Genomic DNA, 25487 nt, shown 5'->3' with positions numbered 1-25487 from the left:
AACCCTAATCCTTTAGGTAACGCAACTGGAAGTTTGCGATACCTTTCCCTAAACGATTAGAAAGTGGTCGCGATAATGGCGAAGAAGCCCACGTTGCGGGACTTGAGTGAAGTCACAGGCCTCTCTTCCTACACGGTTTCGCGAGCCCTGAGCAACGGTGCCGATGTCTCGGATGCGAGCCGGAAACTTGTGTTGAAGGCGGCCCGGGAGCTGGGTTACGTCCCTAACCGCGCCGCGCAGGAACTCCGCAAGAAATCGCGCAGTTCGATCGCGGTCATCACGGCGAGCACTTCGAACTACTACTATCTGGACCTCATGAAGGGCATTCAGCGGGTCCTGAGGGGTTCTGGCCGGAATGCCGTCGTGGCGGACATCGCCGCCGAAGGCGTCTACACCGCCCAGGTCGAAGATGCCATCGTTCAGGATCTGATCCAGTCACGCACCGCGGGCATAATCACCACCCTCACGCTGAGTATGGAGAACATTAAGCTCCTGGAAAGCTGGGACATCCCGGTGGTTTTCGTTGACTCAGCGCCGCCGGAAGAGGCCACACAAGTCCCGAGCATTCTCACGGACAACTATGCGGCGAGTATGAAGGCCGGAGCCCACTTGGCCCAACACGGGCATATGGATTGGCTCTTTGTGGCCTATCCGGGTCGCTGGTCCACGCGGGCCGAACGGGAGCGCGGCCTCAGAGAGTCGGCGACCAAGCATGGGGCCGCCCTGCACGTCCTGGAGACGGAAAACGACTCCGATTCGGCGCATAAGGCGTTGTCCGGCTATCTGGATGCCCCCGGCCAGACCCTGCCAGCGGCGATTATAGCGGGTAACAACCCCCTGCTGCACGGTGTCCTCACCGTACTCCAGCAACGTGAAATTGCTGTTCCCGCCCAGGTGGCACTCATAGCTTTCGACGAGTTTGCCTGGGCGCCGCTGCTGGCTCCGCCGCTGACAGTGGTAGATGAGGACAGCGAATCGATCGGGGTGCTGGCCGCCGAGACGCTAACCCGAATTCTCGATGGGCAGCTGGACGCTGAACGGCGGGGCGAACCTCCAGTGCCGGACTACCGTCCCGAGGACCGCCGGGAGGTGAACGCGGACTTAATCGTGCGACAGTCTTGCGGGTGCTGACCCAGCTCCTCGCCGACCGAACAGTAGCAGCCAAGGTTACCGCCGGCCATCAGTTCACGGTGGCCGTGGCGTCATCACTTGTCCCCTTTCAACCGCCGGTGCGACAGGAACCGACCCGCCAGCCCGGCACAAGCCACTTGCTTTACCCTCCGACACGTCCCGGGCAAGGCCTGGTCCGGCGGAGACTGCTACACCCCAGAGGTACGTGACGCCGCGAAAACTTACCCGAAAGCCCGGTTTTCGCACAGCGACCCAGACGTAACCCCTCCCACCAATACAATCGACCACGTTTTTTCACGGACCTGGCGGCCGTCATGGCCCCGCCGGTTCCGGTTCAAAGGAGATCCGAAAATGAACCAGTTCTTCAAGAAGTCGGCAGTTTTCACAGCCGCTGCAACAATGGCCACGCTCAGCCTGACGTCCTGCAGCTCCGGGGACAGCCAGCCCGGCGCCAGCAAGCCGACAAAGATCGAGAAAATCGGCCTCATGGTCCAGGACATGTCTAACCCGTTTTTTTCGGCCATGGACAAGGGCGCCAAGGAAGCTGCCGCGAAGATCGGTGCCACCGCCAACACCCAGGACGCCCAACTTGACCTGGCCAATCAGAATACACAGATTGACACCTTCATCCAGCAGGGCGTGAACCTGATCGTCATCAGCGCGGTGGACGAGGACGGGATCCAGCCGGCAATTGAGCGGGCAAAGCAGGCGGGCATAATTGTCATCGCCGTGGACACTCCGGCCAAGAGCGCCGACGCCGTCGTAATGACAGACGCAGTACAGGCCGGCGAAAAATCCTGCCAGTACCTGTTCGAGCAGATGGGAGGGAAGGGCAATGTTCTCCTGGTGGACGGAACCCCGCTCCAGACCATCCGGGACCGCATCACCGGCTGCAACAACGTTGTCAAGAAGTTCCCTGACATCAAAGTGGTCGGGCAACAGGCTTCCAAGAACGACCGTGCTTCCGGCCTCGCTGTAACCACAGACATGCTCACCGCAACCCCGGATGTACAAGGGGTTTTCGGCATGAATGACCCGTCGGCTTTGGGCGCAGTTTTGGCAGTTCAGCAGGCCAGCAAGAACGGCACGGTGAAAGTCACTGGCGTTGACGGCAGCCCGGAAGCAGTGGCCGAACTCAAGCAGCCGGGATCGCCCTTCATCGGAACCGCGACACAGAACCCTGCGGAGATGGTCCGCAAGGCCGTCGAGGTTGCCCAGAACATCATCGACAACAAGCCCCCGGCGGAAACCACCATTCTGATCCCCAGTGAGCTCGTGACGCGGGAGAACGTCAACCAGTACAAAGGCTGGTAGAGCGCACCCATTGCCCGTGTGGGGCCCACAGGGCCCCACACAACCCGGACCGAGAATAGGCCGCCATGACTACAACACCTTCCCACCAGCCGCTGTTGCAGCTGGAAAGCGTCACGAAGCGCTTCGGCGCTACCCTCGCGCTCAACAACGTCCACTTCGATCTGCGTGCCGGTGAGGTTCATGCCCTGATGGGTGAGAACGGGGCGGGCAAATCAACACTGATGAAGATTTTGGCCGGAAACGTGACCCGCGATTCCGGACGCATCCTGATGGGCGGCGGCGAAATCGACATCCGCTCCCCATACGAGGCCGTTTCCCACGGCATAGCCATCATCCATCAGGAGCTGAACACGGTACCGGCGATGACGGTTGCCGAGAACCTGGCCCTCGGACGTGAGCCATCCACCAAATTCGGGGCGCTCGATCGCCGCGCCATGATCGCCCAAGCCCGTGAAAAGCTGGCAAGGGTCGGTGCACGGATCGACCCGCGGACCGAGCTCGGCCAGCTCAGCGTGGGCATGCAACAGATGGTGGAGATTGCCCGGGCAGTCAGTGAAAACGCCAAGATCCTGGTACTCGATGAACCAACGGCTGCCCTCTCTCGGAGCGAAACACTGCACCTTTTCGCCATCATCAACGAATTGCGCGAGGCAGGTGTCGGTCTCGTGTATATCTCGCACCGTATGGAAGAGGTCTGGGAACTTGCTGATCGGGTCACCGTCTTCCGCGACGGGACGTACGTCGGAACCCGCGAAAAGGCCGAAATCAGCCCTCCCGATGTCGTGCGGATGATGGTGGGACGCAACCTTGAGGACCTATACCACCATGACCGGCATAGCCCTGGCGATGTCATGTTGGATGTCAAGGAACTCACCGACGGAGCCGGCATCGGGCCGCTCAGCTTTCAGGTCCGCTCGGGCGAGGTTGTCGCCCTTTCCGGACTCATCGGAGCCGGCCGTACGGAAACGGCCCGGATGATCTTTGGCGCAGACCGGCCCCGCGGTGGCACCGTCACAGTGCAAGGCAAGACGGCCATTGCCTCCAGCCCCGCCCAGGCGATCGCCCATGGAATCGCCATGGTCCCCGAAGACCGCAAAGACCAGGCCCTGTTCGTGTCCCACACCGTCGAGGACAACATCGCCATCAGTTCCCTCGGCGGCCACGTGAACGCCGGAGTGCTCCAACGCACGAAAATCCGGAATGCCGTGAAAAGGCAGATGGAACGCCTGCACCTCCGGCAGAACGCCCTGCGCCTGCCGGTCAGCGCGCTTTCTGGCGGCAACCAGCAAAAGGCGGTCCTGGCCCGGTGGCTGATGCGCGAATCCAACGTGCTGATCCTCGACGAACCCACAAGGGGCGTGGATATCGGCGCGAAAAGCGAGATCTATGAAGTCATCAATGACCTCGCCAAGGCAGGGAAGGCCATTCTGGTCATCTCTTCAGACCTGCCCGAAGCAATAGGCATCAGCGACCGGCTCCTCATAATGCGGTCCGGGCGGATCGTCCACGAACTCAACTCACGCACCGCCAACGAAGAGGACGTCATGTTCCACGCCACCGGTACCGCAGCACAGACAAACGGAGAATTCCAATGACTAACCAGGCTCTAAACCCGCAGGACGCGGACGTCCTGCCAGAAACGGCACCTAAGCCCGTACGCAGCTTCGACTTCGCCTACTGGTGGGACCGCGTCGGCATCCTCGTAGTCCTGATCGCACTCGTGGCACTCATGATTGTCATCGCACCGAACTTCGCCAGCGTCAACAATTTGCTCAACATTGCCCGGTCAATTTCAATCAACGCCATTCTCGCTGCCGGAATGACATTCGTCATTCTCGCAGCCGGGATCGACCTCTCCGTCGGCTCCATTCTGGCCGTCGCCGGAGTCTCTTCGGTAATGGCTGGCATTGCAGGTCTGCCAGCACCGGTCGCAATCCTCGTCGGCGTCCTGACCGGGGCGGTCGCCGGGCTGATTAACGGACTGCTCAGCTCCTACCTGGCATTGGCCGCCTTCATCGTCACCCTCGGCACCATGACCTTCCTACGGGGTCTGGCCTACACAATGACCGACGGGCAGCCCATTGTCTCGAACACGCTCAGTTTTCGGGACATTGGCAACGGCTATCTGGCCGGAATCCCAGTGCCCGTGGTGATCATGATCATTGTCTACGTCGCAGCGTGGTTCGTCCTTGAGCGCACCCGCTACGGCCGACACGTCTACGCCGTAGGCGGCAATGCAGAGGCCGCCAGGCTTGCAGGCATCAACGTCAAACGCGTTATCACCTCCGTCTACGTCATCGCCGGAGTCTGCGCCGGACTCGCCGGAGTCATCTTCTCTGCCCGCGTCGTCTCCGCCCAGCCCACAGCCGGCACCGGATACGAACTGGACGCAATCGCCGCCGTCGTCCTGGGCGGCACGAGCCTCGTCGGCGGTCGCGGACGGATTTACGGCACCCTGATCGGGTCCATCATTCTCGGTGTCCTCAGCACCGGGCTGATCCTGATGAACGTCCAGTTCTTCACTCAGCTGCTGATTAAGGGCCTTGTCATCATCCTCGCGGTGGCTATCGACAGCCTGAAGCAGCGCTCGCTCCGCCTGCCGTGGTCCAGGGCCCTCGCCGCCCAGACACCGGCATAAGAGCACTACCAAACGCGATCACGGCAGCGTCTTGCCTGCCTGACGGGACAACCCGGTCACATTCTTCAAGTGGCCGGGTCGGAGTCCCACACCCAAAACTCGAGAGGAAAACCCGTGGCAATGCCCACCATCGCCGTTAAGGACGCCCTTCCTGGCTACCGGATCAACGAGCCAGTGACCTTCACTGTCGGCGCCGAACTCACTGAAAACCTCTGGACGGCAACGACCAGCGCCGGAGAAACCCTTATCTGCCAGCGGCTGAACGCCCAACCCGAACCCGGTAAAACCACGTTCATCACGGTAGTGACTTTTGAAGGAAGCATGGAGTTCAGCCTGGCCGCACCGCTCACCGGGCACGTCGAAGGGATCAACGAATGTGAACCCGTCGAATCCGACGCATTCGTCCGCCTGGACACGGGGTACTTCGACCTCGAAATGTGTTCAGGTACTGCCGAGGGTACCGGTTCGTCAAAATGGGGACTGCGTCACTTCGCAACGTTAAAAGAAGGCATCGACCTGCTGCCCTCAGGCAATAACGCCATCGGCGGTTTCTACGGCCCATTCTTCACCCCCGAAAACGGCCTCATCAACCCGCCCGAGCACACCACCGTCGAAATCGAAACCATCGAACGCGGCCCCATCCTGCACCATTACCGGATGCACGGAACCGTCCCTGACGGGCTGCTCGAAGAGCTCAAGGGCAAAGCGTTTGCCATCGACTGGAAATTCACCCACGGCACGCCCTACTTCACCCGCAGCTACCAGGTGGATGACTTCCAAACAGTCATCAACGGACGCTCAATAACCAACAAGATCACCGTCGGTGACGAATTTGAAGCAGGCCAAGGCGACGTGGTTTTTGACCGCTTCGAAGCATACGGCGGCACAAGGTACCGCTCCGGTGACCCCTACGCCGGGGAACTCGCCCAAATGGTCGATGAAACCATCGCAAACTCCACCTCAAGCACTGCTAAGTTTCAGGAATTTCGCCGCCAACTCACCGGGAACATCGAAACCGCCCACTGGGACCTGTACTGGCGCTTATTCTGCAGCTGGGAAGGCGCCCTGGACAACGACGAAATCCGCGAACGACTCGCCCGGGTCCGGGCAAGCTCCCACGTGCTCGCAGATCTCCCCGACAGGACTTGGACCATAACGGACGCCCCCGTCGACGTCTCCGCGCTGCCGCACGAGACCGTCTTCCCCGGACCAGCCTCCAAAACTGCGGAACTCCATTCAGAACTCGGCAGGACCATGATTTGGTGGACCTCCGAACCCTCAGGAGCCTTCCAAATCGTTCAGCGACGCCAGTCTGGGTGGGTCAACTGGGGAACCAACGCCGAAAACGAATGCCCAGAACTTGCCGTGGGCGTCCAAATCAAAACCGCCTACGGCATGTTTAGCAATGGCTGGCAGCATATCGCAGACCAATTGGAGACCGCACCCGCGGTCGGCTTGGCGTAACCGCCGCCGCACAGCTGTAGCGGAGCCCATGCCTACACACAGCGCCTCCGATGCCTCAACGCCCCATGACAACGTATCTCCGGCCAGGAAATGGTCTGGATACCGGCTCGGAAGGTACACGCGGCCGATACCGTTGGAGCCGGCCGGAAAGATTCTTGCTGGCCGGACTCTTTGCCGGACTGAAGGCAACGACTCAGCTCGGCCCCTACGCACGCCAAAAATTCTGAAATCTTCCCCGGACCTTCTGAGCTGCTTGGCTACGCAAATCGGCTGACAGCTGTCACGGGGCATGAAGCGAAGACCGGCGGGACCTTCAAGGCAACATGCAATGGTTCCAGAGCATCGATAGGGATCACGACAATCCGAAGGAAAAGCGATGCTCGACCGACCGGCCCTCTTGCAATTGCTTTTAAGGTGGGGGGGCATTGGGGATCCCGTCCCACACGTCCGCATGCCCAAATTATTGCCTTAGACATGAAACCTAAGACCCATGCGATACGTAACAGTCTGATAACGCCATTGCGTCAAATCGTTTGACTCACTGACAGTTACATCAATCGTTTGAGGTCAGTTATCAAACGATTGACGCCAGAACCGAAAGGAGGTTCGTAAATCATGTCGCTGGTCACTCTCAAAGACATTGCTAAGGAAGTCGGGGTTTCGATTTCTGCCGTCTCGCTTGTCCTCAATGACAGGGGTGACGGGCGCGTCAACCCGGAAGCCTCTGCCAGGATCAGGGCGGTCGCCGATGACCTTGGTTACGTCCCCAACCTTTTGGCTCGAAGTCTCAAGACCAAACAGTCATTAACCATCGGACTGCTTTCGGATGGTGTTGCATCAACGCCTTTTGCTGGACCAATGATTGCCGGTGCCCAGACGGCCGCAGCCGAGTTTGGGTACCTCCTGATGCTTATTGACACAGTTGGAATGACGGGGCTGGAGGCGCCTGCGGTCAAAGCGCTCCTCCAGCGCAGTATCGAAGGCCTGATCGTCGCACCTGATTATCACAGCTACGTGAAGTTGCCTCGTGTCCCACGGTCGCTGCCTATTGTGGTGCTCGATGGGCGACCCGAAGACGAGGCGGCAGTCACGGATTGGGTGGTGCCGGATGAAGTGGGAGGAGCCTTTACCGCCACTAGACATCTGATTCAGGCTGGCCATCGCCGCATCGCAATGTGCAACCTTGCCGATGAGCGGTACATAGCAACGAAACTTCGCCGGCGTGGATACGAAGAAGCCCTACGCACTGCAGGAATGGTGCCGGATCCGGCGCTGCACGTGGCCGCCACGGAACTCACCGCCGCTGCCGCAAGGGAAACAACGCTGGAACTGCTCAGCAGGCCTGACCGTCCCACCGCAGTGTTCTGTTTTTCGGACAAGTTAGCTTTCGGCACCTACCAGGCTGCCGCGCAGTTGGGTTTGCGGATCCCGGAGGACCTGTCACTAGTTGGGTTTGATAACCACCCCTTTGTTGCCGAAAGTCTCCTGCCACCACTGACTACCATCCAGTTGCCCCACCACGAGATGGGTGACTGGGCGGCGAGGCGCCTTATCGGGCGCAGCCAAGAAGCCCGTGAACCCCGCGATCCGGTCTCCCACCTTGCACACTGCCCACTTGTAGAACGCGGCTCTGTAGCCCAGCTACCGTCATAGTCCCTTCCACCGAAACAACATCCGAGCCGACCGCTACGGATACTCAGCCCTGCCTAAGAACTGGCACCGGCAACAACTCAGAGAGGAGTTCGCACATGCGATCAATTACCCGACGTCAGGTCCTTGGAGGCCTCGGCGCACTCAGCGTCAGCGCGCTGGCACTGACAGCATGCAGTCCTGGCCAACAGGCTGGATCGGCCAGCAGCGGCACCGGCAAGTTCACGATTCTGCAGTATGAAGATCCGACGACCCCACAGGGTCAAGGCTGGCAGAAGGCGGTCGAACTGTTCAAAGCCAAGCACCCCGACCTCACGGTAGATGTCCAGCAGACCAGCTTCGACGCCTTTCGGCAAAACTCGAAGATTCTCCTCAGCGGTAACGACGTCCCCGATGTCGTTGAGTTCAACAAAGGAAACGCCGACGGCGGCCAGCTCGCTTCGCAAGGGCTGCTCGAGCCACTCGACGACGCGGTGAGCAAGTTTGGATGGGACAAAAAAGTCTCAGGCTCCATGTCTGCCTTCGCCCATACGACGAGGAGGGCAAGGCCGGCTCAGGGAACTGGTACGGAATTCCCAACGTAGGCGAGTACGTGTACTTCTACTACAACAAGGCAAAGTTCGCTAAGGCAGGCATCACGGAGGTGCCCACGGACCTGGCCTCCTTCGAATCAGCCATGGACAAGCTGAAAGCGGCAGGAGAGGTGCCGATTTCCAGCTCAGCCAGCACAAGCCAAGGCTTCAACCAAATGTGGGTCTGGTACTCGCTGGTCTCCGCAGAAGCCAGCCGTAAAGAAATTGACGACTTCATGTTCATCCAAGACAAAGTTGTCTTCCAGTCCGGTGCTTGGAAAAGCGGAACCGAGCGATTCCAAAAGTGGATCGACCAAGGATACATGGGCGACCAGCTCGGTGGTCTGTCATTCGAGCAAGCCACCGTTAACTTCCTTTCGGAAAAGGCTGGCATGCTCCCTTGGAACAACGGCATGTTTGCCCGTATCCGAAAGGATGCTTCCTTCGACTGGGGATTCTTCATCATGCCGGGCGCAAAGCTCTCCATGGGCTCATCCGGACATCTTTGGGGAGTTCCTGCAAAGTCCAAGAACAAAGACCTGGCCTACGACTGGATTGAAACCACGCTCAGCCCGGAAGTTCAGAACCTGATCGGGCAGAAGGGTGGCCTGCCGCTGGCAGGAGACATCAATGTCATCTCAGACCCCCTGACGAAGGAACTCACAGAGAAGTTCAACCAGGTTGTAGCAGCCGACACCCTGTCCTTCTACCCGGACTACCCCGTGCCAGGCTTTCTGGACTTCATCCAGAACCACATGCAGTCGATGTCCAACAAGAACGAAACGGCCTCCCAGTACCTGGACGCTCTCCAGACCTTCTACGACAAGGGCACCAAGGACTAGCCCTTTTAGGAACGGGGTGGCATGCACCCGTGGCTCCACCCCGTTCCCGGACAACCCCGTGACCCCCTAACGAATGGAATTTGCCGTGAGCAATGGACTGGCGCCACGATTGCGCCGACCGAGCGGCTACTGGCTATATCTCTTGCCGATCTTCATCGGTTTTCTGGCCGTGGTCGGTATCCCCTTTGGAACTAACGTTTATTTCTCTCTTTTCCGATGGAAAGGAGGGGCAGCGCCGATGCGCTGGAACGGCCTGGATAACTACGCCACCTTGTTCGCGGACGTCGAATTCTGGACATCCCTCCGAAACTCGATCTTCATGGTGATTGCCATGGTCGTGATACCAACAGTGATCGGCCTACTTCTGGCGGCGCTGCTGACCGAGACAATTGGCAGACGGTTCGGACCGAGGATCGCCAGTTTTCTCCGGGCAACCTACTACCTTCCACAGATCCTGCCGATCGCTGTTGCTGGCTTCATGTGGAGCTGGATCCTGGATCCTTCGAACGGCGCCATCAACAGTTTCCTGCAGTCCATTGGGATGGGAGGGCCGGACTGGCTGGGAAACCCTGATCTTGCCATCTACGCGGTGATGCTAATGCTCGTCTGGCTCCAGATCGGCTACCCTCTGGTCATCTTCATGGCTGCCCTGTCCCGGGTCGATCCCGAGCTGTACGAGGCGGCTGCCCTGGACGGCGCCGGCAAATGGCGTCAGTTCCTCGCTATCTCCGTACCAACCATTCGGCCAGAGATTTTCATTGTGGTCCTGACCGCAACGGTGGCAGCACTAAAAGTCTTTGCCCCCATCCTGATCCTGACCGGAGGTGGACCGGAAGGATCAACCGTCGTTCCGTCCTACTACGCCTACCGAAACTTCTTTGAACTGTCCCAAGTGGGCTACGGTTCGGCGATCTCCACCGTCATGGCCTTGGTCATTTTCGCCATAGCAGCGCTCATGCTGTGGTGGCAGCGCAGGCAGGAAACAATATGAGCGCCACACAAACTCGGGAGAAAGTCCGCCTGACGCCCACCCCTACCCAAACCCGAGCGCAGCGCCGGAAACCCAGCGAATGGGTGCTGCTCACCGTGGCTGTCATTGCGGGCATCGCAATTTTGGCGCCCTTCGGCCTGATCATCCTGAACGCCTTCAAGTCCACGCAGGACTACTCAAGCCACGGGCCGCTTAGTTGGCCCACATCCCTGTCCATAGATGCCTTCATCAACTATCTCGGCAGGGTCAACTTCGGCCAGGCCTTCTGGAACTCCCTGGTCATTTCACTGCTCGTAGCAGCGATAGCAGTGGTGCTCTCCCTGATGAGCGCATACCCGCTGGGTGTTGGCCGCGTGAAAGCCAACGGGATTGTCCTGGCGGTGCTGCTGGTGGCCACCATGCTCCCTCACGAGGCCCTGATCTACCCGTTGTTCTACGGCGCGCAGGCCACAGGCACCTTTAACACGGTCTGGAGCGTCATCATTGTCTTCTCCGTCCTGCAAGCGGCATACGGGACGTACCTGCTGGCCAGCGTCATGGGTGCCATTCCCGAGGAATTGATTGAGGCTGCTCAATTGGACGGAGCCAGCCGGTGGCAAATCCTTTGGAAAGTGCTGGTACCCATCCTGCGGCCGAGCCTGTCCGTCCTGGTGGTGTTCTTCTTCATTTGGACCTGGAACGAGTTCTACATTCCGGTGGTGCTCCTGGCCGACCAGTCGTCCCAGACAATACCCATCGCCCTGGCCACCCTCCGCGGGCAGCACAACATCGACATCACAGTGCTTAACGCCGGCTCCCTCATGTCGTTACTGCCGACTCTCGTCTTCTTCCTGCTCTTCCAGCGCACCCTGGTGCGCGGCGTTGCAGCCGGAGCAGTTAAGTAAGCCATCACGCTAAGATCTCCATCGAAAGGAACCCCAAGTGACCATCGCATGGGCCACTATGCCTCGCGGCGTCAGCAGCCGCTCCATCAACGCCGAAAACTTCACAGGCTTGCCCGGGCAGGGAGCGAAAGCCTCCTCAAACCTCGGCCCCGGCCGGAAGGGCTCGGCTTGGATCAAGATCCCCTCGGGCACGACGGCCACACTCGCCGACATCGAAGGACCTGGCGTCATCCGGCACATCTGGCTGACCGTGGACCACCGAACCGACGCCGGCCCGTTTGTCCTCCGCGATCTCGTCCTACGCATGTACTGGGACAACTCCGAAACCCCCAGCGTCGAAGTCCCCCTGGGAGACTTCTTCTGCAACGGGTTCGCCCAGAGAGCGCTCGTCACCTCAGAACCTATTGTGGTTGCGCCAACCGGTGGCATGAACAGCTTCATACCGATGCCGTTCCGCGAAGGAGCCCGCATCACGATCGAGAACCAGCACGGAGGAGAACTCACCCACTTCTTCTACCAGATTGACTACACCATCGGCGATGACGTGGCAGATGCCATGTACTTCCACGCACAATGGCGCCGCTCAAACGGCAACCTCCCGCTTGGACAAGACCACGTAATCCTGGACGGCGTCCAAGGGCGCGGAAAGTATCTTGGCACCTACGTAGCCCTTGCTTCCCTGCAGCGCTATTGGTGGGGCGAGGGAGAGGTCAAATTCTACGTAGACGACGACACCGATTACCCCACCCTGTGCAGCACCGGGCTGGAGGACTACGCCGGCGGAGCCTGGGCATTCCAGGATGAGCTACGAAGCGTTCCTGACCCCAAGATCCTCACCTTCAACGCTCCCTACTTCGGCTACCCGTTCCACGAGACCGTTGACCGAACCAAGGCCGCACCCTTCCACCCAGGGATGCCTCCCATGCATGGCATCTACCGTTGGCACATCCCGGACCCCATCTACTTCCAGGAGCGCCTACGTGTGGCCGTGCAGCAAATCGGAACCTGGGATCACGGAGGACTGTTCGAACGCAGCGACGACATCTCCACCACCGCCTACTGGTATCAAGACGGCGTGAACCAAGTCCTCCCTGAGCTTCCAGTCGCCCAGCACCGCTGGCCGAGGTAGATTCCGAGACAAAGGAGACCGTCGAAACCCGGCGCAGACTCGAATGGATCTGCGCCGGGCTCCGCACCGGGCCGGAAGTAGCCGACGACTGCACCTCAGCTGCTGTAGCGCCCAGGCCGACACGGTGCTGGGCTATGACGTCGACTCCGCGCCCGAGCAGGTCGAAGGCCCGCGGTCGTCGAAGGTCATGTGCGCAAGATGCTCCGGTGTCCCTGTAAGGACCCTCAGTCACTAATGTGTACAGATTGTTCCAGTGAACACTGCAGTTGAAGGCCAGCGCCAGCGACCCAAAAAACACCCCAACTACCGAACCCCGGTGGCTCTTCGCCAAGGTTCACCCGACCAGCAGCATTAGCACTTTGCCAAGCAGAACAAGTAAGGATCTTTGCGACATGGCGTCCCTCGAACTCCCCGCACCCGACAGGAGCGGGAACATCATTACGACAGTTGGAGAGTCTCTCGTGGATCGAATTCGATCCCAAGAAAGCGGCCCGGCACTTAGTGATCACGTTGGTGGAAGTCCACTGAACGTTGCAGTGGGGTGCGCACGACTTGGGGTACAAACCCGGCTCGTCACGCATTTCGGCAATGACGACCACGGCCACCTGATTGCCCAGCACCTCAAGGACAACGGCGTAGAAGTATTGACCGGGGGAACAGCTCCCACCTCCACAGCCACAGCCACCGTCGACCCTGATGGCAGCGCCACCTACGAATTTTCCCTTGACTGGGACCTGGCAAACGGCACGCTGGCAGCATCGGCCGCCATCGAAACATCCTCCCACCTGCACACCGGATCAATAGCCACAATGCTTATGCCGGGTGCACGGACCGTTCACACCCTGCTACGCGACGCCAGGGAAAAGGCAACCATCAGCTACGACCCAAACTGCCGGCCTACCATCATCCAGGATGTTGGTTTTGCCCGCAGACAAGCGGAGCGCTTCATCGGGATCAGCGACGTCGTGAAGGCTAGTGATGAAGACCTGCAGTGGCTGTACCCGGACGTAAGTGCTGACATGGCCATGCAGCATTTGCTGGAACTAGGACCAGCACTTGTCATCCTGACTCGCGGCGCTCTGGGACCTGTCGCCCTCACCCGACAATCCCGTATCGAGCTGCCCGCATATACCATCGTAGTGGCCGACACTGTGGGTGCCGGTGACTCGTTTATGGCAGCACTTATCGCTGCCCTCGACCAATTGGACCTCCTCGGCTCATCCAAGCGCGACGACCTCATGAGGCTTGACCGCGAACGTCTGCTCCCCATCCTGCGCTACGCGACCAAAGCCTCCGGCATCACCTGCTCACGCGTCGGTGCCAATCCTCCACGCCTCGACGAAATAGGAACCGCAACCTGTCCTGCCTCAGTCCCACAACTGCAAATCCGGCGGGCCGAAAATCACAACGCCGCCCACGCCTCGAGTTAGTCCTCGGTGGGCCTCGCCTGCCCAACGTCACTGACGCACTGGTCAGCCCAACACTAGAAGAACAACAAAACCGTCAGGAGCTAAGCCTTTGACCATGCCCGCAAACCAGGATCGGCGGGTGCTCTACGCAGAGTTCACCGCATTGCCTGGACACGCAGACGCCGTGGAGACACTCATCAATGACCTGGCACGGCAGGTTCGTGAGGAACCTGCAAACATCCTCTTTATCGCACATCGGGAGACAGAACACCCCGAACGATTCTTCGTTTATGAAGAGTACAAAGACGCCGCAGCCTTCGAAGCCCACATCAACGCCAGCTATGGAGCGACGTTCAACGAAGCACTCGCACCACTGATCCTCGAGGACAGGTCGCAACTCACTTGGCTTAACCGCCTCTGAAACGATCTCCCCCATAAGAACGGGGCACTCGCATTTTCCCACAGAGGCGAAAGCTTTTCCGCTGCCCCATTTGGGCACGCCCAAACCTGACATCAGGTCATTACCTGAAACGCGTCCGGTTGAAGTCCGGTTTTCCCATTCCTGACGCGCGGATGCCAGGGTTACAGATTTTAATCTGACACAGTCGCCTTCGGACCCGCTCCCCTAAGACGTCAATTATCAATTTTGTTCAATATGCCGAACACTACCCATTATGCTGGACGAATGACTTCCCCTAAGACCGTGGCCATCGCCGTCCCGCTCGAAGCAGAGCTTGTGGACCAGATCCGCGCCGTTGATCCGTCCATAACGGTCCTCTACCAGCCGGACCTCCTGCCGCCTGAACGTTTTCCGGCCGACCACACGGGGGATCCCGGCTTCAAACGGACGAATGAACAGGAAGAGCGCTACTGGGCAATGCTCAACAGCGCCGAGGTGCTCTACGGCTTTCCCAACGAAAACCCTGAGGGTCTGGCCCGCATCGCCCGGGAAAATCCAAGGCTGCAATGGGTCCATGCCATGGCGGCCGGGGCGGGCGGAGCAGTCAAGGCATCAGGGCTCAGCCAGGATGTCCTGCAGAAGTTCAAGATCACCACCTCCGCCGGGGTCCACGCCCTGCCCCTCGCAGAGTTCGCAGCGATGGGAATCCTCAACGGCTTCAAGCGCAGCGCCGAACTTGCCCAGGACCAGGCGGCGAAGGCCTGGCCCAGCCTCCGGGTCCCCACCCGGCTGGTCAACGGATCAAACCTGGTCATCAGCGGCCTCGGTGAAATCGGACTGGAAACCGCCCGGATCGCCCGGGCGCTGGGAATGAAAGTCAGCGGCAGCAAGCGGACCGTGGAGCCCATCGACGGGATAGACCTGGTTGTGGACAACGCCGGTCTTCCCGCCCTCCTGGCCACGGCAGACGCCGTCGTCAACACCCTGCCCGGCACCGCCTACACGGAGAAGCTGTTCAACCGGGACCTGTTCGCCGCCATGAAGCCCGGGACCACCTTCGTCAACGTAGGCCGCGGAACCGTGGTGGACGAGGATGCGCTGCTGGACGCACTGGACAACGGCCAGGTGGGCTACGCCTGCCTTGACGTCTTCGCCGTGGAACCACTGCCGCAGGACAGCCCCCTGTGGAACCACCCCAAGGTCATGGTCTCGCCCCACACCTCAGCACTCAGCGCCGCCGAAAACCGCCTCATCACCGAACGGTTCTGCACCAACCTCCGGACGTTCCTCGACGGCGGGGACCTCCCCCACCTCGTGGACACCGTCCACTTCTACTAAGACGGGGCGGAGTACCGATGCGCATCGCCAGAATCCAAACGGCAGCAGGCCCGCAGTATGCAGTTGAACGGGCCGGGGAATGGCACCATATCGCCGACCCGTTCGCACAAACCCTCAGCTACACCGGCGACGCCACCGCACACAGCGAGGCCACGTTCCTCGCCCCGGTGACGCCCGCCGTCGTCCTGGGCATTGGCCACAACCGGACCTTGAATGACCACCCCCTGCCCATCCAGGCGTGGCACAAGTCCGTCCACACGGTCGCCGGCCCGGGTGACGCCATCGCCGCAGTCCGGGACCAAGGCGTGGTCAATGCCGAGGGTGAACTCGCAGTCGTGATCGGCAGGACAGCCACCAACCTGACTGCGGAGAATGCCCTGGCGCACGTCCTCGGCTACACCTGCGTCAATGACGTCACCAACGTGGACCAGAACGCGGTGGACGAGCGGAACTTCCAGGGCAAGGCGGGCGTCAATTACACGCCCCTGGGCCCCTGGATAGAAACCGGACTCCCGGATCCCGAGAAGGTGGCCATCGACGTCTACGTCAACGGGACACCCAAGGCCACCTCCGGGACCTTCAACCTGCCCTCCACGGTGGTGGACTGCCTCATCTACGTCACTTCATGGCTGACGCTGGAACCCGGCGACGTGGTGATGACCGGAGCGCCCGGCACCGCGGTACCCGTGACGCCCGGCGACCGGGTGGACGTTGTGGTGGAGGAAATCGGAACCCTGAGCAGCGCCGTGGCCTGAGCCGGCCCAGCATCGGGGGACGCCGCGACGCCTTAATATGGATAACGTTCAGTTGACTGAACACCAGCGAAGCCCGCCCGGCAACCTAAGGAGAATCATGGCCGATTCCCCCATTCCCGCTTCATCCGATAAACCGGGAACCGCTTCTCCGGCTCCCGCCGTCACGCGCGCCGCAGCCGTCCTGGATGCCCTGGCCGCATCGGCAACCGGCCGGCTGACACTGAGCGACCTGTCGCGCGAAGTCGGAATTCCCAAGTCATCCACCTCCAACCTCCTGCTGGCCCTGGAGGAGGCGCGCCTGGTCAGCAGGCAGGGCGCGGAGTTCACCCTTGGCCGCAAACTGGTGGAACTGGGTGCCGCCTACCTGGGCCGCATGGACGAAGTCCAGGAGTTTTACCGTTACTGCGAACAAGCCTCCGTCCTTTCCCGCGAGACGGTCCGGATCGCCATGCTGGACGGAAACAACGTCATTTACCTTGCCCGGTACGAGGGACACCCCGCGGTCCGGCTCACCTCCAACATCGGGGACAAGATGCCCGTGTCCCTCTGCGCAGTGGGCAAGGCGCTGATCGCCCGGCTGAACGTGCACGACATTGAGGAGATGTTCCCCGATGACGCAGAACTGCCCGTCCTCACGCCAAAATCCCTGCGGACGGGCACGGAACTGAAGGCCCAGCTGCGGGAAATCCGCGAGCAGGGCTTCGCCTTCGAGGATGAAGAATCCACCACCGGCGTGGTCTGCCTGGCCGTCGCCGTCCCCACGCGGGGCGCGCACGGTCCCAGCCTGGGCCTGTCCGTAACGGCGCTCAAGGCCACCTACACGCCGGAACAGGGTTCCCAGATAGTCAAGGAGCTGCAGGAGCTGGCCCACTCGCTGGGCAACCCGATGGGCTAACTAACTGAAGGGCCAGGCATCCCCGGACGTAAGAAACCAAAAAGACTGTTGCCAGTTGTTCAGTGTGCTGTATTGTGTTCAGCATAGTGATCGACGCAATAGGTGTTGCCGCTATCCCACCAGGCCAACGGGGGCTTGGAGTGCATTAGAGGGAGTTTTCGTGACAACTCGTACTAACTCACCGCAGGCCACCGCGGACGGCGCCACCGTCGATCCGGACCAGCTGCGAAGGGCAACTCTTGCCAGTTCCGTGGGCTCCGCCCTGGAGTACTACGACTTTTACATCTACGGCCTTGCCTCGGCCCTGATCTTCGGCCCGCTCTTCTTCGCACCACTGGGTGAGAGTGGAGCAGTCATCGCCTCCTTCGCCACCTACGGCGTCGGCTTCGCCGCCCGGCCCTTCGGCGGCGTGGTGTTCGGCTACATTGGCGACCGGTTCGGCCGGAAGATGGTGCTGATCCTGACCATCGGCCTCATGGGCCTGTCCAGCTGCGCCATAGGCCTCCTGCCCACCTTCGAACAGGCGGGAATGCTGGGGGCTGTGCTCCTGGTGAGCCTGCGCATCCTGCAGGGCCTGGGCGCCGGTGCCGAGCAGGCAGGCGCCACGACCCTCATCTCGGAGGTGGCCCCGCGCCGCCGTCGTGGTTTCTTCGCCTCCCTGCCGTTCGTTGGCATCCAGCTGGGCACCCTGCTGGGTGCGGGGACCTTTGCCCTGATGGCGCTGGCGGACAAGGCAACCCTGCAGGCCTGGCTGTGGCGCGTACCATTCCTGGCAAGCGTCGTCCTGATCGCGATCGCCGTCTTCATCAGGCTCCGGCTCAAAGAGACCCCGGTCTTCCAGGAACTCGAGAAGCACAAGGCCGTGGCCAAAAATCCCGTAGGCCAGATCTGGAAGCACTCCAAGAAGAACGTGCTGATAGGCATTGGCCTGCGGATGGGGGAAAACGGCAACTCCTCCATCTACTCCGCGCTTCTGGTGTCCTTTATCAGCATGCCGGCAGGTGTCTTCGCCGGCGACAAGTTCATCGGCCCCACGGGCCTGTTGATTGCCGCAGGCTTCGCTGCGGTCATGGTTGTTACCTTCGGCGCCCTGTCCGACCGTTTCGGCAGGGTTCCCGTCTACCGCTACGGCGCACTCTTCCAGGCCGTTATCGCCTTGCCGGCCTTCTACCTGGTCACGCTGGGCAACGTCACCCTGGTGTGGATCGTCATGGTGTTGGGCATCGCCCTTGGCGTCCAGGCCATGCTTGGCCCGCAGTGCGCCCTGCTGCCGGAGCTCTTTGGCTCCCAGCACCGCTTCACCGGAGTGGCCCTCAGCCGCGAACTGTCCGCCGTACTCGCCGGAGGATTCGCACCCATGATCGGCGTTGCCCTCCTCGCCGCAACCAACCACTCCTGGCTGGTCCCGGCAATCTACTCGCTGGCCCTGGCAACAATCTCGTTCATCACCACCTTCTTCACCCCGGAAACGAATGGCCGCGACCTGGTGGTCGTGGAGGACGCCGCCTAAACAACCGCCCCACCCCGCCTTCGCCGGACAGATCCCGCACCCAAGGGTGCGGGATCTGTGGCGTCCGGCACCAGCCCCACCGAGGGGACCAGCGGCCCCTGCAAAGTACGGACCCTGCGGTATTCTGGTCCTTTGAATCCGGTCCAGGGGGCGGCCAGGACACAGCCACGTCGAACGGCCCCTTCAGTGATTCCCAGCAGCCAGCTTCCAGGACTTGTGCCAGGCCATATCCCGCACGAGGACTTCCTCGATTGTCCCACCGGACTCGTCGAGTACTACTTCTCAGACGGCATTTTCCGCTGGTCTGACAGCCTGTACCGGATGTACGGGTATGAGCGCGGCGAAGTTGTCCCGTCCATGGACATGGCAATGGCGCACATCGAGCCGGATGACCGGCCCCGGGTTCATGCCTATTGGGAACGCGTCTCCTCGGCAGGCGGGCCATCGTCCATCTACGTGTCCATTCGGGACCGCAAGAACCGCCAGCACAAACTCCTGTACTCTGCGGACTACATCCTTGAAGGGGACACTGCAGTTGGCGTCTGGGGTGTGGTGGTGGACCTGACGCAGTCAATCCATACGGACCGCCACCAACTCGCCACCGAGGCAGTCGTAGCGTCGGCCCGCAACCGGGCAGTCATCGAACAGGCAAAGGGCATCCTGATGGGGCGCACCAGGGTCACCGCGGAGCAGGCCTTTGAGCTCATCAGTCAGTTGAGCCAGGATACGAACCGCAAGGTGTACGCCATCGCCCAGGAAATCGTGGAACGGGCCACCGCGCAGGGCGGTGACCCGAAGGACCAGGACCACCCCCTGCTGTAGCGGCCGCACCCAGGCATGGACCGCCGTCGAATCCTACAACGCGAGGCGCGGCCCGTCCGCCACAACAGGCGCGGAAGCAAGAGCAGGCCTGGAAGCTACAACCGGTATGGAACCGTTCAGGGCCTCCACAACAGCCATTTGGCCGGTGGTGTCAGAGACCCCGGGGTACTGAACCTGCGCCGGCTCAACGGGAGCAACGGGGCTTTCGGAGCGCATGCGGACCAGTGCCACTGCGGAGATCAGGAACCACGCCACGTTGGTGACCACCGAGGGCCACGCCCCGTGCAGGGTGCCGTTGATGATGAAGGCCACGGAGCCGAAAAGGTTCGCCGTCTGGAAACCCTTGCCGGCCTTCAGCCAGCCCATGGAAACGGCGAGGTACGCACTCAGTATCGCCGCCGCGCCTGCCCAGCCGGCAATTTCCCACAGCAGTTCCATGGCGTCCTTCCAAAGTGGTCCCTGCGCAGTATGGGCAGGGCTGAAGATGGGTAATTCAAGGTTTGGTTTGCGCCGGATGCCGTCCTGGAAGGACCGGCAGCATCCAGGTCTGCGTTGCCTCGAGCCCTGTTAGGGCGAGGACCTCATTCGCTGGCGGCGGCATAATCATACCCCGCACCGAAGCGCTCATTTGACGCGCCGTTCCCCGCTGCCTGAAGGGTGGACAAGACCCTTGCCGCGTAGCACGATCAGAGCTGTGACCACCAGCCCCGTATCTGATCCCTACCTCCGCGAACTCACCCAGCTGAGGCGCGTCAAGGACCGGATGGACCGGGAATATGCGCAGCCCCTCGACGTCGAATCCCTCGCCCGGGATGTCCACATGTCCGCGGGTCATTTCAGCCGGCGCTTCAAGCTGGCCTACGGTGAGTCCCCCTACAGCTACCTCATGACCCGCCGCATCGAACGGGCCATGGCGCTGCTGCGCATCGGTGACCTCAGCGTCACTGACGTGTGCTTCGCCGTCGGCTGTTCCTCCCTGGGGACCTTCAGCACCCGCTTCAGCGAACTGGTGGGCATGCCGCCCAGCGTCTATAAACAGGAAGCACAAAGCGCGACGGCGGGAATCCCCGCCTGCGTGGCCAAGCAGGTCACCAGACCGGTCAGGAATCGAGAAGCGCCGGCCACCGAGCCGTTACTAGCATGACCGCCATGGACATCAACATTTCCTCAACCTTCCTTCCCGCTACCGACCCCGACGCTTCGCTGACCTTCTACCGCGACGCCCTGGGCTTCGAAATCCGCAATGACGTGGGCCGCGGCACCATGCGCTGGATCACCGTTGGCCCCGCCGGCCAAAAGGACGTCTCCATCGTCCTGCACCCGCCGGCTGTGGATCCCGGGATCACCGACGACGAACGCCGCACCATCACCGAGATGATGGCCAAGGGCACCTACGCCACCATCGTTCTTTCCTCTCCTGATGTGGACGCCGCCTTCGCCAAAGTCGAGGCGAGCGGCGCCGACGTGGTCCAGGAACCCATCGACCAGCCGTACGGAATCCGCGACTGTGCCTTCCGCGATCCGGCCGGGAACACGGTCCGGATCAACCAGCAGCAGTAGGCATGTAACCAGCCACGTATATAACGGGCGACGCCGACGGGAGGCTGCCAGCGCAGCCTCCCGTGGGCGCCGCTCCAGGAAGAGGGGGACACCTTGAGCACGGACATCACCACGGACGCGGACACAGAGAACACCGGGACCCATATCGCTGACACCCACGACCTGATCCGCGTCCAGGGCGCGCGGGAGAACAACCTCAAGGACATCAGCCTTGAGCTGCCCAAGCGCCGCCTCACTGCGTTCACGGGCGTGTCCGGCTCGGGCAAGAGTTCCCTGGTGTTCGCCACCATCGCCGCCGAGTCGCAGCGGATGATCAACGAGACCTACAGTGCGTTCGTGCAGGGCTTCATGCCCAACCTGGCCCGCCCCGATGTGGACCGGCTGGAAGGGCTGACCACCGCGATCATCGTTGACCAGGAGCGGATGGGCGCCAACCCGCGCTCCACCGTGGGCACCGCAACCGACGCCAACGCCATGCTGCGGATCCTGTTCAGCCGCCTGGGCAAACCCTATGTGGGTCCGCCCACCGCCTTCTCCTTCAACGTTCCCACCCGCAAAGCCAGCGGCATCATGAGCACCGAAAAGGGCGGCCGGGTGGAAAAGAACGTGGTCCGCCAGGTCACCTACCTCGGCGGCATGTGCCCCCGCTGCGAGGGCATGGGCAACATCAGCGACATTGACCGGACCGCCCTCTATGACGAATCGAAGTCCCTGAACGAGGGAGCGCTCACCGTCCCCGGTTACTCGATGGACGGCTGGTACGGGCGCCTGTTCGAAGGCATGGGCCTGCCAATGGACAAGCCCATCGCCACATTCACCAAGAAGCAGCTGGACACGATGCTGTACGCCGAGCCCACCAAGATCAAGGTGGAGGGCGTCAACCTCACGTTCGAGGGCATCATCCCCAAAATCCAGAAGTCCATGCTCTCCAAGGACGTGGAGGCCATGCAGCCGCACGTGAAGCGGTTCGTGGAACGGGCTGTCACCTTCGCCACCTGCCCTGACTGCGGCGGAACGCGGCTCACTCCGGAGGTGCTCAACGCACGAATCAACGGCAAGAACATCGCGGACCTCTGCACCATGCAGATCAGCGACCTGGCGCAATGGATCCGTGGCCTGGACGAACCCTCCGTCCGCCCGCTGCTCGTGGGCCTCAAAGACCTTCTCGAGTCCTTCACCGAAATCGGCCTGGGCTATCTCTCGCTGGACCGCCCGGCCGGCACCCTCTCCGGCGGCGAGGCGCAGCGGACCAAGATGATCCGCCACCTTGGTTCCTCCCTGACCGATGTCACCTACGTCTTCGATGAGCCCAGCATCGGGCTCCATCCGCACGACATCGAGCGGATGAACACCCTCCTGCTGCAGCTCCGGGACAAAGGCAACACTGTCCTGGTGGTGGAGCACAAGCCGGAGATGATCGCCATCGCCGATCACGTCGTCGACCTCGGCCCCAAGGCCGGCACCGGCGGCGGCGAGATTGTCTACGAGGGTGACGTGGACGGGTTGCGTTCCAGCGACACCATCACCGGACGCCACCTGGACGACCGCGCCCGGCTGAAGGATTCATTCCGCCAGCAGACGGGGGCACTGGAGGTCCGCGGCGCCTCGACGAACAACCTCCACAACGTGGATGTGGATGTCCCGCTTGGCATGCTGTGTGTGGTGACGGGCGTGGCCGGGTCCGGCAAAAGCTCGCTGGTCCACGGTTCTCTGGCCATGCGCGAGGGCGTGGTGGTGATCGACCAGGGCGCCATTAAGGGGTCCCGGCGCAGCAACCCGGCCACCTACACCGGCCTGCTGGAGCCCGTCCGCAAGGCCTTCGCCAAGGCCAACGGCGTGAAGCCGGCACTCTTCAGCTCCAACTCCGAAGGCGCCTGCCCCACGTGCAACGGCGCGGGCGTGATCTTCACCGAACTCGGCGTGATGGCCACGGTCGAATCCACCTGCGAGGACTGCGAGGGCCGCCGCTTCCAGCCCGCCGTCCTGGAGTACACCCTGGGCGGCCAGAACATCGCGGACGTGCTGGCCATGTCCGTGGACGCAGCGCTGGCGTATTTTGCCGAGGGCGAGGCCAGGACCCCGGCCGCGCACAAGGTCCTGGAACGCCTTGCGGACGTCGGCCTGGGCTACATCACGCTCGGCCAGCCGCTGACCACCCTGTCCGGCGGCGAGCGCCAGCGGCTCAAGCTCGCCACGCAGATGGCGGAGACCGGCGACGTCTACATCCTGGATGAGCCAACCGTTGGCCTGCACCTGGCCGACGTCCAACAGCTCCTGGGCCTGCTGGACCGGCTGGTGGATTCGGGCAAGTCGGTGATCGTGATCGAGCACCACCAGGCGGTGATGGCACACGCCGACTGGATCATCGACATCGGTCCCGGAGCAGGGCACGACGGCGGCAGGATCGTTTTCGAGGGCACCCCGGCCGAGCTGGTGGCCGGCCGGGCGACGCTCACCGGGCAGCACCTGGCGGCGTACGTCGGGGCCTGAAGCCGGCGGCTGAGTCTGCTGGGGACGCTGCGTCAGCGGCTTCCCGGCAGCCGCTCCAGGAAGCTGATCGTGGCGGCGGCGACCTGTTGCTGTGCCGCGCTGCGGCTGATGCCGGGCTCGCCGTCGCCGGGTTGTGCACCGTAGTCACCGAAGAACGCGTGCACACCGCCTTGGACGGCGGCGAATTCCGTGTCCGGGGGCAGGAGTTCCCGGAAGGCCTGGATCTTGTCCGGCGTACTGAGTCCGTCCTTGGTCCCGGAGACGGACAGGACGGAAAGGCCGGTCCGTTCCCGCAGCGATTCCACGGGATAGGAGGCGTAGAGCACCAGGCCAGTGGCATCGGTGTTGTTGAGGGCGAACGAGGAGGCCGACACCCCGCCCAGGGAGTGGCCGCCCACCGCCCAGCTGGTGACGTCCGTGTTCGCCTCGATGGCACACCGGGCCTGATTGCCGTCCAGCAGGCTGAGCCCGAGCGGCTCCTTCAGGATGACCACCCGGTATCCGGCGCCGACGACCGGGGCAAGGATGTCCTGGTAGGCGCGGGCATCCACCCGGGCGCCCGGGTAGAAGACCAGACCCTTGGTCGTGCCGCCATCGGGTGACATGGTGATGGCGGTGGGAGTTTCGGTGACGGTGAGGTCCGATGCCGGCCCGGCCTCCGCCGTCGGGCCCGGCTGGTAGGCAAAGGGGCTGAGCCAGGCCAGCCCGGCAGCGAGCGCCAGGACGGCCAGGCTGCCGGCCCATGCCCCGACGGCCCGGACGCGGGAGCGGGGCCGGGGGACATCCCGGCGGAGCCAGAGCAGGGCTGCCCAGGCTGCACCGGCGGCTGCCGCGGCCAGCAGGATGCCCGGCAGCAGCGGGTGGCCGCCCAGGACGGCGGGGTTCCCGGCAAGCATCCACAGCGCAACCCCCATCAGGGCGGCGGCGCACCCCGCCGATGCCCAGAAAAGAGCCGTCCGTTTCCTGGGCAGCGGGCTGGCTTGGCCGGCAGGCGAGATATTCATGGTTCCTGATCCTTCCATCCGGCGGCAGGATTTCAATGCCGGGCTGGCCTACGCTGGCCATATGCCCGAAAAGTTCCGGTACGACGTCGAGATCCTGCACCTGCTGGTATCCCCCGCGCATGCCTACTTTGGCCGTGCCCGCGACGGTGCCGCCGACGTCCCTACCACCGATGCCGGGCAGGCGGAGGTGGTGGCCGGCAAGGGCATCGCGGGCGACCGGTTCTTCGGCAAGGCCGCGCACATGGACGCTGCGGTGACCCTGTTCGCCGTGGAGTCCCTCGAGGCCATCGCCGCCGAGTTGGGCGCAGCTCCGTTCGATCCCCTGCTGACCCGCCGGAACGTGGTGCTGCGCGGAGCCCAGCTGGCACCGCTGCTGGGACAGGACTTTGTGCTGCAATCCGGCGGCTCCTCGGTGACCCTGCACGGCGGGCGGCATGCCCAGCCCTGCGCATGGATGAACGAAATGCTCGCCCCCGGCGCACATCCAGCCATGCGCGGCCGCGGCGGCATCCGCTGCCGGGCCGTCTCCAGCGGCTTCCTGCACCGGGGTCCTGCCGTGCTGGTCAGCCCAGTGCCGCTGGACCCTGCGCGGGCAGGCGAGGCGAGCGTCCTCCGGCCCTCCAGGCTGCCCTAGCAAGCCTGCGCTAGTGGGACGCCCTCGCAAGACGTAAGACGGACAACGGCGTCAC

General features: G+C 62.2%; 24 protein-coding genes. 22 read left to right on the top strand and 2 right to left on the bottom strand.

From position 1 onward, the window contains the following. The first annotated feature begins 75 nt into the window (after positions 1 to 75). The 18 genes from FBY36_RS09400 (at position 76) to FBY36_RS09320 (ending at position 19744) form a co-directional block, all read left to right on the top strand. Complete coding sequence (locus tag FBY36_RS09400) at positions 76 to 1131, top strand: LacI family DNA-binding transcriptional regulator (protein WP_142118815.1); 1056 nt, start codon at positions 76 to 78, stop codon at positions 1129 to 1131. Between the two features lie 351 nt (positions 1132 to 1482). Continuing rightward, positions 1483 to 2445, top strand: coding sequence for an ABC transporter substrate-binding protein (locus FBY36_RS09395; RefSeq protein ID WP_142118813.1), 963 nt, complete (start codon positions 1483 to 1485; stop codon positions 2443 to 2445). A 65-nt stretch (positions 2446 to 2510) separates the two neighbouring features. Next, on the top strand, positions 2511 to 4040 hold the full coding sequence (locus tag FBY36_RS09390; RefSeq protein WP_142118811.1) for a sugar ABC transporter ATP-binding protein: 1530 nt from the start codon (positions 2511 to 2513) through the stop codon (positions 4038 to 4040). Further along, positions 4037 to 5083 (top strand): ABC transporter permease subunit, encoded by a 1047-nt coding sequence (locus tag FBY36_RS09385; protein ID WP_200830473.1) that lies wholly within the window; start codon positions 4037 to 4039, stop codon positions 5081 to 5083. Before FBY36_RS09390 ends, FBY36_RS09385 begins: the two co-directional genes overlap by 4 nt. A gap of 120 nt (positions 5084 to 5203) precedes the next feature. After that, positions 5204 to 6547: a hypothetical protein gene (locus tag FBY36_RS09380; protein ID WP_142122569.1), complete on the top strand. Its 1344-nt coding sequence runs from the start codon at positions 5204 to 5206 to the stop codon at positions 6545 to 6547. Between the two features lie 615 nt (positions 6548 to 7162). Beyond that, positions 7163 to 8200: a LacI family DNA-binding transcriptional regulator gene (locus FBY36_RS09375; RefSeq protein ID WP_142118809.1), complete on the top strand. Its 1038-nt coding sequence runs from the start codon at positions 7163 to 7165 to the stop codon at positions 8198 to 8200. A 95-nt stretch (positions 8201 to 8295) separates the two neighbouring features. Beyond that, entirely contained in the window at positions 8296 to 8781 is a 486-nt protein-coding gene (locus FBY36_RS21010) for an ABC transporter substrate-binding protein (RefSeq protein ID WP_268815554.1), read from the top strand. Next, positions 8685 to 9611, top strand: coding sequence for an ABC transporter substrate-binding protein (locus FBY36_RS09370; RefSeq protein WP_268815553.1), 927 nt, complete (start codon positions 8685 to 8687; stop codon positions 9609 to 9611). The genes FBY36_RS21010 and FBY36_RS09370 overlap by 97 nt, the downstream gene beginning before the upstream one ends. Before the next feature lie 85 nt (positions 9612 to 9696). Then, positions 9697 to 10602 (top strand): carbohydrate ABC transporter permease, encoded by a 906-nt coding sequence (locus FBY36_RS09365; protein ID WP_142118807.1) that lies wholly within the window; start codon positions 9697 to 9699, stop codon positions 10600 to 10602. After that, positions 10599 to 11486: a carbohydrate ABC transporter permease gene (locus FBY36_RS09360; protein WP_142118805.1), complete on the top strand. Its 888-nt coding sequence runs from the start codon at positions 10599 to 10601 to the stop codon at positions 11484 to 11486. Before FBY36_RS09365 ends, FBY36_RS09360 begins: the two co-directional genes overlap by 4 nt. Before the next feature lie 37 nt (positions 11487 to 11523). After that, positions 11524 to 12615: a glycoside hydrolase family 172 protein gene (locus FBY36_RS09355; RefSeq protein WP_235008777.1), complete on the top strand. Its 1092-nt coding sequence runs from the start codon at positions 11524 to 11526 to the stop codon at positions 12613 to 12615. 392 nt (positions 12616 to 13007) lie between these two features. Beyond that, a complete protein-coding gene (locus FBY36_RS09350) occupies positions 13008 to 14045 on the top strand; it encodes a carbohydrate kinase family protein (protein WP_142118803.1) in 1038 nt (345 codons plus the stop codon). Positions 14046 to 14139: 94 nt separating this feature from the next. Continuing rightward, entirely contained in the window at positions 14140 to 14445 is a 306-nt protein-coding gene (locus tag FBY36_RS09345) for a putative quinol monooxygenase (RefSeq protein WP_142118801.1), read from the top strand. Positions 14446 to 14709: 264 nt separating this feature from the next. Continuing rightward, the gene (locus FBY36_RS09340; RefSeq protein WP_142118799.1) at positions 14710 to 15762 is read left to right on the top strand and encodes a D-2-hydroxyacid dehydrogenase; all 1053 of its coding nucleotides are present in this window, start codon (positions 14710 to 14712) and stop codon (positions 15760 to 15762) included. 17 nt (positions 15763 to 15779) lie between these two features. Next, complete coding sequence (locus FBY36_RS09335; protein WP_142118797.1) at positions 15780 to 16517, top strand: fumarylacetoacetate hydrolase family protein; 738 nt, start codon at positions 15780 to 15782, stop codon at positions 16515 to 16517. A 97-nt stretch (positions 16518 to 16614) separates the two neighbouring features. After that, entirely contained in the window at positions 16615 to 17412 is a 798-nt protein-coding gene (locus tag FBY36_RS09330) for an IclR family transcriptional regulator (protein ID WP_142118795.1), read from the top strand. A gap of 160 nt (positions 17413 to 17572) precedes the next feature. Then, the gene (locus FBY36_RS09325) at positions 17573 to 18922 is read left to right on the top strand and encodes an MFS transporter (RefSeq protein WP_142118793.1); all 1350 of its coding nucleotides are present in this window, start codon (positions 17573 to 17575) and stop codon (positions 18920 to 18922) included. A gap of 216 nt (positions 18923 to 19138) precedes the next feature. Further along, entirely contained in the window at positions 19139 to 19744 is a 606-nt protein-coding gene (locus tag FBY36_RS09320; protein ID WP_235008776.1) for a PAS and ANTAR domain-containing protein, read from the top strand. 33 nt (positions 19745 to 19777) lie between these two features. Here FBY36_RS09320 and FBY36_RS09315 read toward each other — a convergent pair whose 3' ends face one another. Beyond that, the gene (locus tag FBY36_RS09315) at positions 19778 to 20182 is read right to left on the bottom strand and encodes a CBU_0592 family membrane protein (RefSeq protein ID WP_142118788.1); all 405 of its coding nucleotides are present in this window, start codon (positions 20180 to 20182) and stop codon (positions 19778 to 19780) included. Positions 20183 to 20438: 256 nt separating this feature from the next. On the opposite strand from FBY36_RS09315, the gene FBY36_RS09310 reads away from it, so the two are divergent. From FBY36_RS09310 to FBY36_RS09300, 3 genes are all read left to right on the top strand, one after another. Then, entirely contained in the window at positions 20439 to 20888 is a 450-nt protein-coding gene (locus FBY36_RS09310; protein WP_142118786.1) for a helix-turn-helix transcriptional regulator, read from the top strand. Continuing rightward, positions 20885 to 21304, top strand: a complete 420-nt coding sequence (locus FBY36_RS09305; protein ID WP_142118785.1) for a VOC family protein — start codon at positions 20885 to 20887, stop codon at positions 21302 to 21304. Before FBY36_RS09310 ends, FBY36_RS09305 begins: the two co-directional genes overlap by 4 nt. A 93-nt stretch (positions 21305 to 21397) precedes the next feature. Continuing rightward, the gene (locus FBY36_RS09300; protein ID WP_235008775.1) at positions 21398 to 23794 is read left to right on the top strand and encodes an ATP-binding cassette domain-containing protein; all 2397 of its coding nucleotides are present in this window, start codon (positions 21398 to 21400) and stop codon (positions 23792 to 23794) included. A 32-nt stretch (positions 23795 to 23826) separates the two neighbouring features. Here the strand turns inward: FBY36_RS09300 and FBY36_RS09295 are convergent, their stop codons facing one another. After that, positions 23827 to 24798, bottom strand: a complete 972-nt coding sequence (locus tag FBY36_RS09295) for an alpha/beta hydrolase (protein WP_142118783.1) — start codon at positions 24796 to 24798, stop codon at positions 23827 to 23829. Positions 24799 to 24859: 61 nt separating this feature from the next. On the opposite strand from FBY36_RS09295, the gene FBY36_RS09290 reads away from it, so the two are divergent. Continuing rightward, positions 24860 to 25432: an MOSC domain-containing protein gene (locus FBY36_RS09290; RefSeq protein ID WP_142122566.1), complete on the top strand. Its 573-nt coding sequence runs from the start codon at positions 24860 to 24862 to the stop codon at positions 25430 to 25432. Positions 25433 to 25487 lie beyond the last annotated feature (55 nt).

The sequence above is a fragment of the Arthrobacter sp. SLBN-122 genome, assembly GCF_006715165.1.
Taxonomy (GTDB): domain Bacteria; phylum Actinomycetota; class Actinomycetes; order Actinomycetales; family Micrococcaceae; genus Arthrobacter.
This window is presented reverse-complemented; position numbering and strand designations above follow the sequence as displayed.